Annotated in this window: 14 protein-coding genes; 10 read left to right on the plus strand and 4 right to left on the minus strand. The window is 71.9% G+C overall.

The window, feature by feature from the left end; translation table 11 throughout:
- Positions 1-101: 101 nt before the first annotated feature.
- Positions 102-2,450 (minus strand): hypothetical protein, encoded by a 2,349-nt coding sequence (locus CFP65_RS19435; RefSeq protein WP_158702253.1) that lies wholly within the window; start codon positions 2,448-2,450, stop codon positions 102-104.
- Positions 2,451-2,527: 77 nt separating this feature from the next.
- Entirely contained in the window at positions 2,528-4,228 is a 1,701-nt protein-coding gene (paaN, locus tag CFP65_RS19440) for a phenylacetic acid degradation protein PaaN (RefSeq protein WP_104817360.1), read from the minus strand.
- 124 nt (positions 4,229-4,352) lie between these two features.
- Here paaN and CFP65_RS19445 point away from each other — a divergent pair, with 124 nt between their 5' ends.
- The 4 genes from CFP65_RS19445 to CFP65_RS19460 are packed head-to-tail and all read left to right on the plus strand — an operon-like array spanning position 4,353 to position 7,333.
- Positions 4,353-4,940, plus strand: a complete 588-nt coding sequence (locus tag CFP65_RS19445; protein ID WP_104817361.1) for a WXG100 family type VII secretion target — start codon at positions 4,353-4,355, stop codon at positions 4,938-4,940.
- Positions 4,937-5,992: a hypothetical protein gene (locus CFP65_RS19450; protein ID WP_104817362.1), complete on the plus strand. Its 1,056-nt coding sequence runs from the start codon at positions 4,937-4,939 to the stop codon at positions 5,990-5,992. The genes CFP65_RS19445 and CFP65_RS19450 overlap by 4 nt, the downstream gene beginning before the upstream one ends.
- A complete protein-coding gene (locus CFP65_RS19455; protein ID WP_104817363.1) occupies positions 5,989-6,642 on the plus strand; it encodes a hypothetical protein in 654 nt (217 codons plus the stop codon). The genes CFP65_RS19450 and CFP65_RS19455 overlap by 4 nt, the downstream gene beginning before the upstream one ends.
- Entirely contained in the window at positions 6,629-7,333 is a 705-nt protein-coding gene (locus CFP65_RS19460; protein WP_104817364.1) for a hypothetical protein, read from the plus strand. Before CFP65_RS19455 ends, CFP65_RS19460 begins: the two co-directional genes overlap by 14 nt.
- 13 nt (positions 7,334-7,346) lie before the next feature.
- Here the strand turns inward: CFP65_RS19460 and CFP65_RS19465 are convergent, their stop codons facing one another.
- Positions 7,347-8,612, minus strand: coding sequence for a hypothetical protein (locus CFP65_RS19465; RefSeq protein ID WP_104817365.1), 1,266 nt, complete (start codon positions 8,610-8,612; stop codon positions 7,347-7,349).
- Between the two features lie 173 nt (positions 8,613-8,785).
- Between CFP65_RS19465 and CFP65_RS19470 the strand changes: the two genes are divergently transcribed.
- Positions 8,786-9,805: a glycosyltransferase family 2 protein gene (locus CFP65_RS19470; RefSeq protein WP_104817366.1), complete on the plus strand. Its 1,020-nt coding sequence runs from the start codon at positions 8,786-8,788 to the stop codon at positions 9,803-9,805.
- Between the two features lie 94 nt (positions 9,806-9,899).
- Complete coding sequence (locus tag CFP65_RS19475; protein ID WP_104817367.1) at positions 9,900-10,484, plus strand: TetR/AcrR family transcriptional regulator; 585 nt, start codon at positions 9,900-9,902, stop codon at positions 10,482-10,484.
- Positions 10,485-10,491: 7 nt separating this feature from the next.
- Here the strand turns inward: CFP65_RS19475 and CFP65_RS19480 are convergent, their stop codons facing one another.
- Positions 10,492-10,956, minus strand: coding sequence for an Lrp/AsnC family transcriptional regulator (locus tag CFP65_RS19480; RefSeq protein WP_104817368.1), 465 nt, complete (start codon positions 10,954-10,956; stop codon positions 10,492-10,494).
- 221 nt (positions 10,957-11,177) lie between these two features.
- Here CFP65_RS19480 and pdhA point away from each other — a divergent pair, with 221 nt between their 5' ends.
- From pdhA to CFP65_RS19500, 4 genes are all read left to right on the plus strand, one after another.
- Positions 11,178-12,320 carry a pyruvate dehydrogenase (acetyl-transferring) E1 component subunit alpha gene (gene pdhA, locus CFP65_RS19485; protein ID WP_104817369.1) on the plus strand — a complete coding sequence of 381 codons (1,143 nt, stop codon included), beginning with the start codon at positions 11,178-11,180 and terminating at the stop codon, positions 12,318-12,320.
- Positions 12,317-13,318: an alpha-ketoacid dehydrogenase subunit beta gene (locus tag CFP65_RS19490; protein WP_104817370.1), complete on the plus strand. Its 1,002-nt coding sequence runs from the start codon at positions 12,317-12,319 to the stop codon at positions 13,316-13,318. The genes pdhA and CFP65_RS19490 overlap by 4 nt, the downstream gene beginning before the upstream one ends.
- Entirely contained in the window at positions 13,318-14,667 is a 1,350-nt protein-coding gene (locus CFP65_RS19495; protein ID WP_174805644.1) for a dihydrolipoamide acetyltransferase family protein, read from the plus strand. Before CFP65_RS19490 ends, CFP65_RS19495 begins: the two co-directional genes overlap by 1 nt.
- A gap of 383 nt (positions 14,668-15,050) precedes the next feature.
- Positions 15,051-16,643 carry a globin domain-containing protein gene (locus tag CFP65_RS19500; protein ID WP_254552465.1) on the plus strand — a complete coding sequence of 531 codons (1,593 nt, stop codon included), beginning with the start codon at positions 15,051-15,053 and terminating at the stop codon, positions 16,641-16,643.
- Positions 16,644-16,670: the final 27 nt, after the last annotated feature.

The raw sequence follows: 16,670 nt of genomic DNA on the forward strand, positions 1-16,670 counted from the left end.
GTTGATGGCGATCCCCTCGTGGCTGGTTCGGTCTGGAAAGTACCTTCGCCCCGTCGGATGCTTGCGACGGGGCGAAGGTTGTACGGGGGCGATCCGGTCTCTCAGGGGGCGTAATAGCCGTTCAGGTCGGTGACCACGTGCACGGTGCCCTCGCTGCCGTTGTAGTAGTCGTCGTCACGGCCACCCAGGCCGACGACGACCTGGTTGGCGACGGTCTGGCCCGGGGTCCAGTTGAGGTTGGAGGCCAGCGGCCGGAGGTTGCCCGGGTTGGAGGGGTAGACCGTGAGGTAGCCGGGAGCGGTGCCGCCGGTCACGGTGACGTTCAGCGAGACGGACCGCGCGTTCTGGTCCTCGGTCTTGGCCGAGAAGCCGGGCGCCCGGCGCGGGGTGATCGGGCCGGGGTGGCCCAGCCCGGCGTCGGGGAGCCACGGGTCGATCCGGGTGTCCCGTACGCGGGTCGGGGTGAGCGCGTGGTAGCGGTCGCCGCCGGTGGCGGTGAAGTAGCCGGCCACGTCGGCGACCACGTTCACGGTGCCGTTGGTGCCACCGGTGACCAGGCTGACCTTGCCGTCCTTGACCGGGACGGTGACCAGGTTCGGGACGGTCTGGCCGGCCGTCCAGTTGAGATTGGAGGCGGTCGGGCGGTCGGTGCCGTGCGGGTAGACCGTCAGGTAGCCGTGGTCGCTGGTGTCGGTGGCCGTGACGTTGAGCGTGACGGCGGTGATGGCGCCGGCCGGGACACCGCCGCGGCCCGCGACCTGGAGCTCGATCGGGCGGCCGTTGGTGAGCGGGGCCTTGGCCGCGCCGGTGCCGTTGCGGGTGTCGAGCAGGCGGGTGGGCGTGGTGCTGACGTAGCCGCTGCCGGCCGTCCCGTAGGAGCCGAGCAGGTCGGCGACCACGTGCACGGTGCTGTTACTGCCGTTGTAGAAGGAGACCTTGCCGTCGATCACCTTGGCGGTGACGAGGTTGGGGACGGTCTGGCCGGCCGTCCAGTTGAGGCTGGAGGCGGTGGGGCGGTCCTCGCCGTGCGGGTAGACGGTCAGGTAGCCGGGACCGGCCGCTCCGGTCACGGTGACGTTCATGGTGACGGCGGTGAGCCCGGCGGAGATGCCGTTCAGACCGGCCACCGGGAGGGTGACGGTGCCGCCGGGCGGGACGGCGGCACCCCGGCCCACGCCGGTGCCGTTGCGGGTGTCAAGGATCCGGGTGGGGCCGGTGGGGGTGTAGCGGGTGGCGAAGTTGGTGATCTCGTAGGCGCCGCGGTCGCGGTGGCCCGAGCCGGTGCCGGTGTCGGGCGCGTAGGGGTCGTCCACGGCCGGCTCGCCGGTGATGTCGCGGTCGGTCATGCCGGGGGCGTTCTCGTCGGCCGAGTCGAAGATCGACGAGGGCTGGTCGCCCTGGTCACCGGTCTGCCGGAGGTTGTACAGGTCGACGGGGCCGACCACATCGTGGGCGCCTTGCCCCGAGGCGGCGGTGAAGTCCGCGCTGGACGAGTAGGTCTTGCCCGCCCATCGGTAGGCCGGGACCGGACCGCTGGCGTAGGAGTTGTAGGCGACCTTGGTGCCGCCGACGGCCTCGGCGGCGACCTCTAGTTGGACGGACTGCGACTGGTCGCCGCACCTGTACGCCTCGATCACGTTGTTCTCGACGGTGCTGCCCGTGGAGGCACCGGTCAGCGCGACGGCCTCGTTGCTGCAGGCTTGCGTGATGCTGTTGCCGACGACGACCGTGCCGGGCGCCGAGACCGCCTCGATGATCGGTGCGTTCCTCGACGGGACCGTCCAGTTCCAGATCCTGTTGGTGGACAGCACGGTGCCCTTCGTGCCCTCGGAGAGGTGGGCGAAATGTGCACCGTAGTACTGGATCTGACTAATCGTCACGTCTTGGGCCGACTCGTCGACGAAGAACGCGGAGTTGTCCGGCGCGCTCCGGGCGACCCCGCGGGAGATCCGGATGTCGGAGCCGCCGTCGACCACCACCGCGCTCGCTCCGCTGACGTACTGCATGTCCTGGAAGCGGACGTGGGAGGCTCCGGTGACGGTCAGGGCCGGAGCGGCGGAGGCCAGTCCGAGTGAGGTGTACCGAACGCCGCTGGGCGGGCTGGAGGTCCGCCAGGTGTCGACGGCCGCTCCGACCCCGGTGAAGGTGATGGGTGCGTCGGCCGTCCCGGACCGGGTGAGGCGGACGTTCTCGTGGTACTCGCCCGCGGCGATGTGCACGGTCTGGCCGGGCAGCACCCGGTCGGCGGCGGTGGAGATGGTGCAGTACGGCTGGGCGATGGTGCCGTGGCCGGCATCCGAGCAGTGGGCCGTCGCGCTGTTGTCCACGTAGAGGTCGGTGACGGCGGCGCCGGCCGGGGTGGCGATGCCGGGCAGGCTCAGGGTGCCGAGCACGGTGGCTGCGGCGAGGGCGGCGATGCGGCGCGTGTTGATGACTGTCCCCCATGGCAAGGCTGTGGAATGCACTTCGCCCCGTCGGACACGTCCGACGGGGCGAAGGTTGTACGGGGACCGGAGTTTTGTGCGGGTCAGCTGTGGCGGCGGACCTCGACGGTGCGGAACCGGGAGGCGACGAAGGCGCCGTCGCAGTAGGCGGAGTTGGCGGCCGGGTTGGCGCCGGTGCCGTGGAGGTCGGAGAAGGCGGCGGTCTGGTTGGCGAAGACGCCGCCGGTGAGGTTGAGGGAGAGGGAGACGCCGGCGTCGAGGCAGGCGTCGACCAGGGCGGCCTCGACCTCCTCGGAGACCGTCCAGGCGGCGGCCGTCATGGCGCCCTGCTCGCGCACGGTGCGGCGCAGCAGCTCGACGGCGGCCTCGGCCGAGTCGACGGCCACGGCGAAGCTGACCGGGCCGAAGCACTCGGCGAGGAAGGCGGCGCGGTCGTCCGGCTTGTCGGAGTCGGCGCGGACCAGCGCGGGGGTGCGGATCACGGCGGCCGGGTGCTCGGGCGAGGTGACCACGCGGGGGGCGAGCGCCAGGTCGCCGTATTCGCCGTTCGCGGCGGAGGCGGTGCGCTGCAGCACGCCCGGGTTGACCACGGCGCCGAGGATGGCGGCGGCCTTGGCGTCATCCTTGAGCAGGCCGGAGATCGCGCCGGCGAGGTCGGTGACCACCTCGTCGTAGCTCTTGTCGCCCTCGTCGGTGCGGATGCCGGTGCGGGGGATCAGCAGGTTCTGCGGGGTGGTGCACATCTGGCCGCTGTAGAGCGAGAGGGAGAAGGCCAGGTTGCCCAGCATGCCCTTGTAGTTGTCGGTCGACTCGATGACGACGGTGTTGACGCCCGCCTTCTCGGTGTAGACCTGGGCCTGGGTGGCGTTGGTCTCCAGCCAGTCGCCGAAGGTGGTCGAGCCGGTGTAGTCGATGATCTTGACCTCGGGCCGGGTGGCCAGGGTGGCCGCGACCGTCCCGCCCTCGTGCTCGGCCGCCAGGCAGACCAGGTTCGGGTCGAAGCCGGCCTCGGCCAGCACCTCGCGGGCGATCTTCACGGTGAGGGCCAGCGGCAGGGTGGCGCGCGAGTGCGGCTTGACCAGCACCGGGTTGCCGGTGGCCAGCGAGGCGAACAGGCCGGGGAAGCCGTTCCAGGTCGGGAAGGTGTTGCAGCCGATCAGCAGCGCGAGGCCGCGCGGCACCACGGTGAAGTCCTTGACCATGGTGAGCGGGTCGCGCTTGCCCTGCGGCTTGGTCCAGTGGGCCCGGCCGGGGATGCGGGTCTGCTCGAAGTAGGCGTAGGCCACGGCCTCCAGGCCGCGGTCCTGGGCGTGCGGGCCACCGGCTTGGAAGGCCATCCCGTACGCCTGGCCGGTGGTGTGCATCACCGCGTGCGCGAACTCGTGGCTGCGGGCGTTGATCCGGGCCAGGATCTCCAGGCAGACGGCCGCGCGGGCGGCCGGGCTCGCGGCGGCCCAGGCGGGCTGCGCGGCCGTCAGGGCCGCGATCAGCGCCTGCGGCTCGGCGTGCGGGTAGGTGATGCCGAGCACCGGCCCGTACGGCGAGGTCTCGCCGCCGACCAGCTCCCCGCTGCCCGGGTGCCCCTCGATCGTGAACGGAGCGTCCAGCAGCGCCTCGAAGGCGGCCTGGCCGTCGGCCTGCCCCGTCTCGCCGTAGGCCTTGGCGAACTCCGGGTACGGCGACCAGTAGTCGCGCGAGGCGGAGGCTTCCAGGGCACCGGTGAGGGTCTGCTGGTGACGGTCGATCAGTTCGGCGACGAAGGGGTGGTCGGCCGGTGCGGTCATGGCGCGCTCCTTTTAGGGGCGGACGGGACGCACCCCAGCGTAACCGAACGATCGGTCGGTGCAAGACCCTGGTGGGGGGCTTGTGGGAGGCGTTTGGGAGGATGCCGGGCAGGGGGTGGGCGGTATGTCGATCGAACTGCCGGGCGAGCTGGTCTGGGTGATGAACCTGCTCGGGCTGAACTGGCCTGACGTGGACGAGGACGAACTGCGGGCCTGGGCGGGGCACGTGCGGGAGTTCGCCGCCGGGCTGCAGGGTGCCCACGACGACACTCACGCCATGGTGCAGGGTCTGGCCGCCAGCTACCAGGGGGCTTCCTACGAGGCGTTGGTCGACCGCTGGAGCCGGGCTTCGGCCGAGCACCACACGGTGCTGATCGACTGCTGCGGGGTGCTGGCCACCGGGCTGGAGCTGGCGGCCGACGGGATCGTGGTCGCCAAGGGCGCGGTGATCGCCGAGTTGGTCGCGATGGCCGCCGAGTTCGCCGCCGAGCAGGCGGCGGCGGTGGCGACCTTGGGGCTGGCGGAGGCGGCGAACGTGGTGATCGTCGAGGCCGGCAAGCGGGTGGTCAACGCGATCCTCCAGCAGATCGAGCAGGAGATCATCGGGCAGTTGGTCTCGATGGCGATCGAGCCGTTCCAGGCGGAGATCGAGAAGGCCGTCGGCGGGCTGGTCTTCGACGGTGTGGAGAAGGCGCTGGGGGGCGCGGCATGAGCGGCGGCTTCCGGGCGCACCCGGAGCACCTGGGCGCGGGCGCGCGCAAGGCGCACGAGCACGCCGACCGGGTCGAGCACCACTCGCGCGCCCTCGACTCCGCGACCCAGGGCAAGGTCCTGGGCCGGGGCAAGTTCGGCAAGCTGGTCGAGAAGGCCGTCCGGCCGGTGGTCGACTCGATGATCAAGGACATGTCCAAGGCGATGGCGGGCACCCACCGCTCCCTCGGCCACGGCCTGGAGATCACCAAGAAGAACCTCGACGAGGCCGAGAAGGCCGTCCGGGAGGGCTTGAAGGGCGACCGCACCTCCCTCAACAAGCACGGCATCAAGCTGGGGGACGGCCAGTCGATACCCGGCCGGGAGGCGTTGCAGCACCAGTACGACAAGCAGGTCCGCGAGCGCGTCGACGAGCTGGCGAAGCAGGGCCACGGGCCCGGACGGCACCTGCGGGTCTCGGACGACCAGCTCAAGGCCCGGCTGGGTAAGCCGTTCCAGGAGCGGCGGCGGAGGCCGCAGGAGACGGTTCGTGACGACCGGGGGCGGCCGGTCCGTCAGCCGGCGCAGTACGAGATGGTGTGGGACCGGAACGAGAACGGCTTCCTGAATTCGCGGGACAAGATCGACCCGCTGCACGGCCCGGAAGGCCCCAACCGTCCGGAGGCGGTCCGGTACGACGACTACGAGAAGGTCGACCAGTACGGAAACCCGAAGAAGCACACCTGTGACAACTACTCGACGGCCTTCAAGGACGAAGAGGCGTACATGTACGCCGAGCTGCGGGCGCGCCAGAAGATCGACCTCGGCGAAGGGCCGCCCCACCCGGCCAGGTTGACACCGGAGGAGGCGTGGGGGCCGGGAGATCACCGCGACAAGTTCAAGGGGTATTATCTTGACCCCACGAATCCGATGGGCCCGACCGGGCCGAATTATCGGAATGTGAACTTCGAGGGCGCGTCTATCGAAGCGTGGTACTACCCCGACGGAAAGGGTGGGTATACGTTGGCGACGATGTTCCCGAAGCCGGATCACGCGCACAATCCGGTCTCATGACTGCGCGGAACTGGCCGGTCCCCGGGTGGAACGAGCACAGCCGGCTGCCCGCCTGGTTCGCCTCCGTGTTCCAGCCCGAGCTGATCAACTACGTGGACGACTGGCGGGACTTCCACCGGGACAACGTGCTGCTCCGGGAGAGTTTCGAGTACATCCTGGAGCGGCAGCCGTTCAGTATCAGCGACTGGTACGACCTGACCAAGTGGATGTTCTACGCCGAGGGCGAGCTGTACGGCTACCTGCTCCAGGTGTACGAGTACTACTACCTGGGGTCCGACCGGATTCCGACGCTGCCGGACGAGCACCGGCCGAAGCCGGATTCCTATGGTCCGCCGTGGGTCTCCTTCCTGGATCCGACGCCCTGTGACATTCCCGGATGGTGCGAGAGCGAGGAAATCCGGGAATTCTACCTGTGGGCGTTCCATCCGAAGGTGATCAAGCACCTGTACATGTACGACCTCTGGGCGCGGGAGAGACCACTGGTCCGGGCCGGTCTGCGGTACCTGATCGAGGAGAAACCGTTCTCGGTGCGGGACTGGAAGCTGTTCACCCAGTCCGAGTTCGCGTCCGAGGCCGAGCTGTACGCCTTTCTGGTAGATCTCTACGAGTACTTCTACGACGAGGAGCCCCCGCGCCATGCCCCTGCGTGACGAACTGCCGCCGCGTACCGGCCCCTGGGCCAGTCGGTTCGACAGTGAGGAGGCGCTGGTCAAGGCGGACGATGCGCTGCGGGCCGCCGCGCTGCGGGACCGCGACCTCGCGCCCGTGCTGCCGTACGGGGAGGTGTACGGGTACTGGCTGGACGGGCGGGGGAACGCGACGGCGATCGCGATCGATCCGGCGGAGCCGTACGGGGCGGACGGGGAGCTGCAGTACGTGTACGGGGACTTCCTGACCGGGGCGCACGTGTACGGGGTGTACCGGCCGGCGGCGGGGGTCGGGGCGCAGGGGCCGGCCGGGGCCGGGGAGCTGTGGAACACCACGCTGTACCCGTACCCCGGGGGGTCGCTCGACCCCGTGACGGTGCCGTTGGCGGAGTTGGGGCTGGACGTGCCGGGGGTGGACCGGCGGTTCGTGAACTTCTGTGCCGGGGTGCTCGGGGTGGAGGCGGTGGACGACCTCGGGATGTTGAAGGAGACCTTCGGCGGGGCGTGGCCGGACTACCGGGAGGTGGTGCGGGCGGGGTTGGCGCACCTGGCGCGGCAGCCGATGCCGGTGGAGCAGTGGTACGCGCTGACGTACGTGGCGTTCCCGGACCGGCGGGCGTTGGGGTACTACCTGGCGCAGGTGTACGCGTACCTGTTCGACGGCTTCGACGCGATGCCGGTCGCCCCGCAGTAGCGGTGGGGCCGGTCTACGGGATGCCGAGCTCGAAGAGGACGTAGCCCGCGTACCAGCCGGAGGCCAGGGCGGTGAGGGTGAGGACGAAGGCGAGCGAGGCGTTGCTCAGCCGGCGCAGGGCGACGGCGAGCGGGAGGAAGAGGGGGAAGGCGGGCAGCAGGTAGCGGGAGGTGTTGCCGAAGATCTGCTGGCTGCCGAGCACCAGGACGACGGTGACCAGGGTGTAGACCAGGAGGAAGACCGGCACCCGCATCCGCACCAGCAGGAAGACCAGGATCGGCAGGGAGAAGACCAGCAGGAGCGCGATCAGGTCTTCGGTCGGGTACGCGAAGTAGTAGTCGGTGTGGCCGAAGACCACGCCGCGCAGCACCGACATGGTGTGCCGGCCGTAGTCGAAGAAGTGCATCCAGGCCCCGCGCTGGAGCGTGAAGTACCCCGTCCACTCCCCCATCCGCCAGCCGACCCAGGCCACGTAGCCGAACAGGCCCAGCGGGGCGATCGCCATCGCGAGCAGCGGGCGCCAGACGCCGTCCCGGCGGTGGTACAGCGCGAACAGGCCGGCCACGCCGAGGGCGCCGATCAGGGCGGAGGCGGTCGGGCGGTTGAGCCCGGCGATCAGGGTGAGCACCCCGGCCTCGATCCACCGGCGGGTGAGCACCGCGTAGCAGGCCCAGGCGGCCAGCGCGACGAAGAGCGAGTCGGAGTAGACCGCCCACTCGGCGCCGGAGCCGGGGAAGAGGCCCCAGATCGCGGCGGCCAAGATGCCGGCCCGGCGGTCGGTCAGGTGGGCGGTGACGGCGTAGATGCCGGCCGCGGCGACGAAAGAGGAGAGGACGGAGACGACCATCCCGGCGCCGTAGGTGCCCAGACCGGTGACATCCGAGACCAACCGCATCAAGCCCGGGTAGAGCGGGAAGAAGGCAGCCGAGTTCTGGTCGTGCGTCATCCACTGACCGGGCGGGAGCAGCACGAGCTGGGGGTGGTAGCCGTTGGCGGCGACCTGCTGGTACCACCAGCCGTCCCAGCTCTGCAGGACGTCCCAGGCGTGGGCGCCGCCACCGAAGCGCGGCTCCTTGTGCTTGAAATCTCCTGAGGAGTTGAGCAGCCACATGAAGACGGCGAACCCGAGCAGCTTGACCACGCCGAACACCGCGAGCGCGGGCCCGAACCGGTGGGCGGCCCGCCGGGCCCAGTGGTCGAGACCACTGGGTGAGGGGCCCTGACCAGCCGCGTTCTCCGGCAGGAGCTCCTCGACCGGTGAACCGGGTATTGCGTTCATCTGATCCTGACCCCGCCCGTGTGTGGCTCACTGGTTGGTGATGGATGGCCTGCCGACCCCAAGAGCCTAGGTCATGGCAGGTCGGAGGGGGGATCTTCCTCACCCGGCTCTCAGCGAGCCGCTTGTAAAATCCGACCAGCCCATCAATCAAGGCCAGCGGCGGGAAAAGCCTGATGACGTCAGCGAGTACCGGGATCACCCTCTCCGTGGTCATCCCCATGTACAACGAAGAGGAAGCGCTCCCTGCCCTCGCCGCCCGGCTCCGCCCGGCCCTGGAGGGCACTGCGGTGCGGTACGAGGTGGTGGCCGTCGACGACGGCAGCCGCGACAAGACCGCGGCCGTCCTCGCCGACCTGCGGGAGACCTGGCCCGAGCTGCGGGTGGTCCGGCTGCGCCGCAACTCCGGCCACCAGGCCGCGCTCACGGCCGGCCTGCACCGCGCCCGCGGCGCGTACGTGGCCAGCATCGACGCCGACCTCCAGGACCCGCCGGAGAAGATCGCCGAGATGCTGGCGCTGGCCCGCCGGGACGGGCTCGACATCGTCTACGGGGTGCGCACCGACCGCTCCACCGACACCGGCTTCAAGCGCCGCACGGCCGGGGTCTACTACGGCCTGATGCGGCGGCTGGTCGGCAAGCAGATGCCCGCCCAGGCGGGTGACTTCCGGCTGCTCAGCCGGGAGGCCGTGGAGGCGCTCAAGCAGCTGCCCGACCAGCAGCGGGTCTACCGCCTGCTGGTGCCCTGGCTGGGCTTCCCGAGCGGGGAGGTGCACTACCAGCGGGAGGAGCGGGTGGCGGGCGAGACCAAGTACCCGCTGAGCAAGATGATCGGCCTCGCGGTGGACAGCATCACCGGCTTCTCGGCCGCCCCGCTGCGGATCGCCACCTGGCTGGGCGTGACCAGCTTCTTCGCCTGCCTGGGCCTGCTGGTCTTCAGCCTGGTGGCCTACGGGGAGGGCAAGACCGTGCCGGGGTGGACCTCGCTCTTCGTCGGGCTGCTCTTCATCGGGGCGGTGCAGCTGATCTGCGTGGGCCTGCTGGGCGAGTACATCGGGCGGATCTACACGGCGGTGCAGCGGCGCCCGACGTACTTCGTCGGCTACGACTCGGCGGAGGGCACCGCCGGTGACGCCGCCGGTGATTCCCCGGCGATGGTCGGGCCGCGGCACGAGGGGGAGCGGGCCGGCGTCTGAGGAGCGGCGGCCCCGGGGCACGCGGGTGCCGTGGCGGGATCGGGGCGGTGCCCCGGGCTGACGAGCTGTCGGCCGGGCGGGGATACTCGGTCGCATGGCCGAGAACACCACCCGCACCGCCTACACCGTCGACTCCCTGCTCGCCGTGACGGTGGGGGTCTTCAACGAGCGCGGGTACGACGGCACCTCGATGGAGGACCTGTCGCGGGCGGCCGGGATCTCGAAATCCTCGATCTACCACCACGTGCGGGGCAAGGAGGAGCTGCTGCGGCTCGCCGTGGGGCGGGCGCTGGACGCGCTCTTCGCCATCCTGGCCGAGCCGGCGGCCGTCGCGGGCCGGCCGGTGGACCGGCTGGAGCACGTGGTGCGGCGCACCACCGAGGTGCTGCTGGCCGAGCTGCCCTACGTGACGCTGCTGCTGCGGGTGCGGGGCAACACCGCGACCGAGCAGTGGGCGCTGGAGCGGCGCCGGGACTTCGACCACCAGGTCTCCGAGCTGCTGCGGGCCGCCGTGGTCGCGGGTGAACTGCGCTCGGACGTGGAGCCCCGGCTGGCCACCCGGCTGCTCTTCGGCATGATCAACTCGGTGGTGGAGTGGTACCGCCCGGGCGCCCGGGGCGCCGACGGGGTGGCCGAGGCCGTGGTGCACCTGGCCTTCGACGGCCTGCGGGCGCGGTAAGGGGCACTCACACCGGCGGCACCTGGTCGGTCTCCTCGAAGACCAGCATGGTCTGGCTGGAGAGCACCTGCGGGATGGCCTGGATCCGGCCCAGCACCAGCTCGCGCAGGGCCTGGTTGTCGGCCGCGTGCACCAGCAGCAGGACGTCGAATTCGCCGCCGACCAGTGCGATGTGCGCGACGCCCGGGAGGGCGAGCAGCTGCTCGCGGACGGTGCGCCAGGAGTTCTGCACGATCTTCAGGGTGAGGTAGGCCGTCGCGCCCTGCCCGGCCCGTTCGTGGTCGACCCGGGCGGTGAAGCCGCGGATCACGCCGTCCTCGACCATCCTGGAGATGCGGGCGTACGCGTTCGCGCGGGAGACGTGCACCCGCTCGGCGACCGAACGGATCGACGCCCGGCCGTCCTGTTGCAGCAACCGAAGGATCGCACGGTCCACCCGGTCCAACTGGCCAGCCCGGTCAGACCTGGACATCTGTTCACCCGACACGGCCCCCCACCCTCTCAGTATGGACGTAGTGCCACCAGCAGACCGCCTACTCGGCCGTATGTCCACCACCGTGACGCAACTCTGGTCAGAATGACCAAGCGACCGAACAATCGGTAGGGAGGAAGTGCCCAGGCGAGAGCCCCGGTGCCCCTCCGCTCACCCACGGCACCCCTGCCGCACCCCCCACACCCCCGGAGGTGCCCGAGATGACCGTCCTCGACCACAGGCACCCGGCCACCGTGCCGGGCTGGCTCCCTGGAGCGACCGCCCCGCGGACCGACCCGGCTCCCCTGCTGCCGGACTCCTCGCCGCTCCGCGTTCTCGGCACCGAGGCCCAGACCAAGACCGACCCCGCCCTGCTGCGCGAGCTCTACCGCCGCCTGGTGGTCGGCCGCCGCTACAACCAGCAGGCCACCACCCTCACCAAGCAGGGCCGGCTGGCGGTCTACCCCGCCTCCACCGGCCAGGAGGCCTGTGAGGTGGCCGCCGCGCTGGCGCTGCGCCCGCAGGACTGGCTGTTCCCCAGCTACCGCGACACCCTCGCGGTGGTCTCCCGGGGCGTCGACCCGCTGGAGGCGCTCACCCTGCTGCGCGGCAGCGCGCACACCGGCTACGACCCCAAGGCCACCCGGACGGCCCCGCTGAGCACCCCGCTCGCCACCCAGGCCCCGCACGCCGTGGGCCTGGCCCACGCGGCCCGGCTGGCCGGCGACCAGACCGTCGCGCTCGCCATGCTCGGCGACGGCGGCACCAGCGAGGGCGACTTCCACGAGGCGCTGAACTTCGCCGCCGTGCTCAACGCGCCGGTGGTCTTCCTGGTGCAGAACAACGGCTACGCCATCTCGGTGCCGCTCACCCAGCAGTCGGCGGCGCCCAGCCTGGCCCACAAGGCCGTCGGCTACGGCATGCCCGGCCGGCTGGTGGACGGCAACGACGCGGCGGCCATGCACGCGGTGCTCAGCGAGGCCGTCGAGCGGGCCCGCGCCGGCGGCGGCCCGACCCTGATCGAGGCGCTCACCTACCGGATCGAGGCGCACACCAACGCCGACGACGCCACCCGGTACCGCGAGGAGGCCGAGGTCACCGCCTGGCGCGAGCACGACCCGATCCTGCTGATGGAGCGCCACCTGCGCCCGGCCGGCGTGCTCGACGACGAGCTCGTCCGGGAGGCCGCCGAGGAGGCCGAGGCGCTGGCCGCCCGGATGCGCGCCGAGTTCCACGCCGAACCCGAATTGGACCCGATGTCGCTCTTCACCCACGTATACGCCGAGATGACCCCGCAACTGCGCGAGCAGTCGGCCCAGTTGGCGGCGGAGCTGGCGGCCGAGGCCGAGGTGGAAGCCCGATGACCACGGCCACCGCACTGCGCACCTCCACCATGGCCCAGGCGCTCAACCTGGCCCTCAAGGACGAGATGCGGGCCGACCCGACCGTGCACGTGCTCGGCGAGGACGTCGGCGCGCTCGGCGGCGTCTTCCGGATCACCGACGGCCTGACGGCCGAGTTCGGCGAGGACCGCTGCCTCAACACCCCGCTCGCCGAGGCGGGCATCCTCGGCACCGCGATCGGCATGGCGATGTACGGCCTGCGCCCGGTGGTGGAGATGCAGTTCGACGCCTTCGCCTACCCGGCGATGGAGCAGCTCGTCTCGCACGTCGCCAAGATGCGCAACCGCACGGCCGGCAGGCTGCCGCTGCCGATCACCATCCGCGTCCCCTACGGCGGCGGTATCGGCGGCGTCGAGCACCACAGCGACTCCTCCGAGGCGTACTACGCCTCCACCCCCGGCCTGCACGTGGTGACCCCGGCCACGGTCGAGGACGCCTACGGCCTGCTGCGCGCCTCGATCGCCTCCGACGACCCCGTGGTCTTCCTGGAGCCCAAGCGGCTCTACTGGGGCAAGAGCGAGTGGGACCCGTCGCTCGCGGTGCCGCCGATCGGCAAGGCCGCGCTGAAGCGGGACGGCCGCTCGGCGGTGCTGATCACCTACGGCCCCTCGCTGCCGATCTGCCTGGACGCGGCCGAGGCCGCCAAGGCCGAGGGCTGGGACCTCGCGGTGCTCGACCTGCGCACCCTGGTGCCCTTCGACGAGCAGACGGTCTGCGAGGTGGTCCGCTCGATCGGGCGGGCCGTGGTGGTGCACGAGGCCACCGGCTTCGGCGGCCCCGGTGCGGAGATCGCCGCCCGGGTCACCGAGCGCTGCTTCCACCACCTGGCCGCGCCGGTGCTGCGGGTCACGGGCTTCGACATCCCCTTCCCGCCGCCGATGCTGGAGCACCATCACCTGCCCGGGGTGGACCGGATCCTGGACGCCGTCGCCCGGCTCCAGTGGGAGGACGGACGATGATGCCGGTGGTGCGGGAGTTCAAGCTGCCCGATCTCGGTGAGGGGCTCACCGGGGCCGAGGTGGTCCGCTGGATGGTCGAGGTCGGCGAGGTCATCGCGATCGACCAGCCGGTGGTCGAGGTGGAGACCGCCAAGGCCGTGGTGGAGGTGCCCTGCCCGTACGGCGGCGTGGTCACCGCCCTCTACGGCGCGGAGGGCGAGGAGATCGCCGTCGGCGCCCCGCTGATCACCGTCGCGGTGGCGCCGGCGGAGGGTGCCGAGGCACTGGTGGCCGCGGAGGCGGCGGCCGCCGCCGCGGTGGCCGCCGAGCGGCCGCTGGTCGGGTACGGCGTGGCCGAGCCCGCCAAGGGCGGGCGGCGGGCGAGGGTCGGGGTCGCTCCGGTCACTGCTGCTGCTCCGGCTCCGGCTGCTGCTCTGACTCTGGTTCCGGCTCCGGTTGCCGTGGCTGCTCCGGTGGCGCCCGTCCCGGTCGTGGTGCCGGTGATCTCGCCGCTGGTGCGGCGGTTGGCCCGGGAGCAGGGCGTCGACCTGACCGCGCTGACCGGCAGCGGGCCGGACGGGCTGATCATGCGGGCGGACGTGGAACGGGCGGTCGCGGCGAAGGTGACCGCTCCGGCCGCTGCGGCTTCCGCTACCGCTGCGGCTTCGGCTGCGGCTTCGGCCGAGGGGGTCATCCCGCTGCGCGGGCTGCGCAAGGCGGTGGCCGAGAAGCTCAGCCGCAGCCACCGGGAGATCCCGGCCGCGACCTGCTGGGTGGACGCCGATGCCACCGAACTGATGGCGCTGCGCCGGCAGTTGAATGCCACCCCGGGGCCCAAGGTGAGCGTGCTCGCGCTGCTCGCCAAGATCTGCACGGTCGCGCTGGACCGCTTCCCGGAGCTCAACTCCAGTGTCACCGAGGACGGTTCGGGGATCATCCGGCACTCCGTGGTGCACCTGGGCTTCGCCGCCCAGGGCGAGCGCGGCCTGGTCGTCCCGGTGGTCCGGGACGCGCACCTGCGCAGCACCGACCAACTCGGCGAGGAGCTGGGAAGGTTGACCGAGGGTGCCCGGACCGGCGCGCTCAAGCCGGCCGAGCTGACCGGCGGCACCTTCACCCTCAACAACTACGGCGTCTTCGGTGTGGACGGCTCCACCCCGATCCTCAACCACCCCGAGGCCGCCATGCTCGGCGTCGGCCGGATCGTGGCCAAGCCCTGGGTGCACCAGGGCGAGTTGGCCGTCCGCCAGGTCACCCAGCTCTCATTCACCTTCGACCACCGCGTCTGCGACGGCGGCACGGCCGGCGGCTTCCTCCGCTTCGTCGCCGACTGCGTCGAGCAGCCCGGCATGCTCCTGCGCCAGCTCTGACCAGCCCGTCCGGCTTCACCGAGGCGGCCACCCGACCGGGTGGCCGCCTCGCCTGCGTGCGCGCGGGGAATGGGCGCCGGGCGGAGGTGGTGGAGCCGGTTCCGGCAGGGGGCACCTGCGGGCCGAAGGCTGGGGCGCGGCGGGCGAGAGTAGCGCTTTGATGGGGTGGGTGTCCGGGCTTCGCCGGATTTGTGGGATGAGCTGTCTGTGCGTGGCACGCTACCGAGACGTCAGCGGGATGGGCCAGACGTGGAAACGGGACGACCGGAAGCGAAGCGATTCTCTTGGGCACTCGTCAAATCGCGGTGAAGACACCATCGTTGAGGGTCCGAGCGGGCCATGGGTCGGTGGCGGTCGCTGCCGTGCCGGGGCTGGGAATGCCGGTGATCGAGCCGGAGGACGAGGCGCCGGAGGCGGTGGAGCCGGGAGCCGGGGCCGCTCGGGTCGAGGTGGCAGAGGCGGAAAACCCGGCCCTGGCGGCCGAGTTGGTGGTGCCGCCCCGGCCGGAGCTGCCGCCGGTGGCGCACCTGCGGTCGGTGCTGCACGTGCAGTCGGTGGCTCAGGTGATGCCGATGGTACCGGTGGTGCCGGTGGTCCAGCCGGTGGTGGCCCTGTCGCAGTCGGCCGAACCGGTGGGCGGGGTCGTGGAGCGGGTGGCGCCGGGTGCACAGGTGCCCCCGGCGGCGCCGGTCCAGCCGATGTTCCCCGATGCGCCGGGGCTCAACTGGGCCGGGCCCGGGGATCATTGGAGCCGGGCCTGGGCGCTCGGAACGGTCGGGGAGACCGAGGTGACACCGCCGGCCGCACCCGAGCCGGTGGCGGCCGTGGTCGAGGGCGGGGCGCCGACGGCGCGGGACATCGAGTTGATCCGGGCCAGCCTGGCGGTGGTGGAACCGGTGGCGGACCGGGCCACCGCGCACTTCTACGCGCTGATCTTCCTGCACCACCCCGAGGTGCGGGCGCTCTTCCCGGCCGCGATGGACGTACAGCGCGACCGGCTGTTCCGGGCGCTGCTCGCGGCGGCTCGGGGCGCCGACGACCTGCCGGCGCTCACCGAGTACCTCTCCGCGCTCGGCCGGGGGCACCGGAAGTACGGCACGCTGACCGGCCACTACGGCCCGGTCGGCGAGTGCCTGATCGCCGCGCTGGAACGTTACTGCGGCAGCCGCTGGGACGCCGAGACCGAGCTGGCCTGGCGCCGGGTGTACGGGCTGATCGCCAAGGTGATGAGCGAGGCGGCGGAGGAGGCGGCCCGGGTCTCGCCGCCCTGGTGGCAGGCGGAGATCGTCGGGCACCGGCTGCGCACCCCGGAGGTGGTCGAGCTGACGCTGCGGCCGGACCAGGCGTACCCGTACCGGGCCGGCCAGCACGCCTCGGTGGAGACGCCCTGGTGGCCCCGGGTCTGGCGGCAGTTCTCCTTCGCCACCGCCCCGCGCCCGGACGGCCTGCTCACCTTCCAGGTCAAGGCGGTGCCGGCGGGCTGGGTGAGCAATGCGCTGGTGCACCGGGCCGCGCCCGGGGACGTGCTGCGGATCGGGCCCGCCGCCGGGGCGATGGTGGTGGACCACGCGGGCGGGGAGGACCTGCTCTGCCTGGGCGGCGGCACCGGCATAGCGCCGATCCGGGCCCTGGTCGAGGAGGTGGCCGAGCACGGCGCGGGCGGCCGGGCGGTGGACGTGTTCTACGGCGCGCGGCGGCGCGCGGACCTCTACGAGCTGGCGGAGCTGCGGCGACTGGCGACCGTGCACCGGTGGCTCTCGGTGCGGGCGATGGTCTCGGCGGAGCCGGTGGTCACCGGGGAAGCGCTGGTGGGCGAGCTGCCCGAGGTGATCGGCGGGCCGGGCGGGGCGTGGCGCGGCCGGGCGGCGTACCTGAGCGGGCCCGCCGCGATGGTGCGGCGGGCCGCGGGGGCGCTGCTGCGGGCCGGGGTGGCGCCCACGGCGATCCACCACGACCTGGTGGGCGAGCTGGCCTGAGCCCGGGCCCCGGGCCGGCGAGTGGGC

It is taken from the genome of Kitasatospora sp. MMS16-BH015, from assembly GCF_002943525.1.
Taxonomy (GTDB): Bacteria; Actinomycetota; Actinomycetes; order Streptomycetales; family Streptomycetaceae; genus Kitasatospora.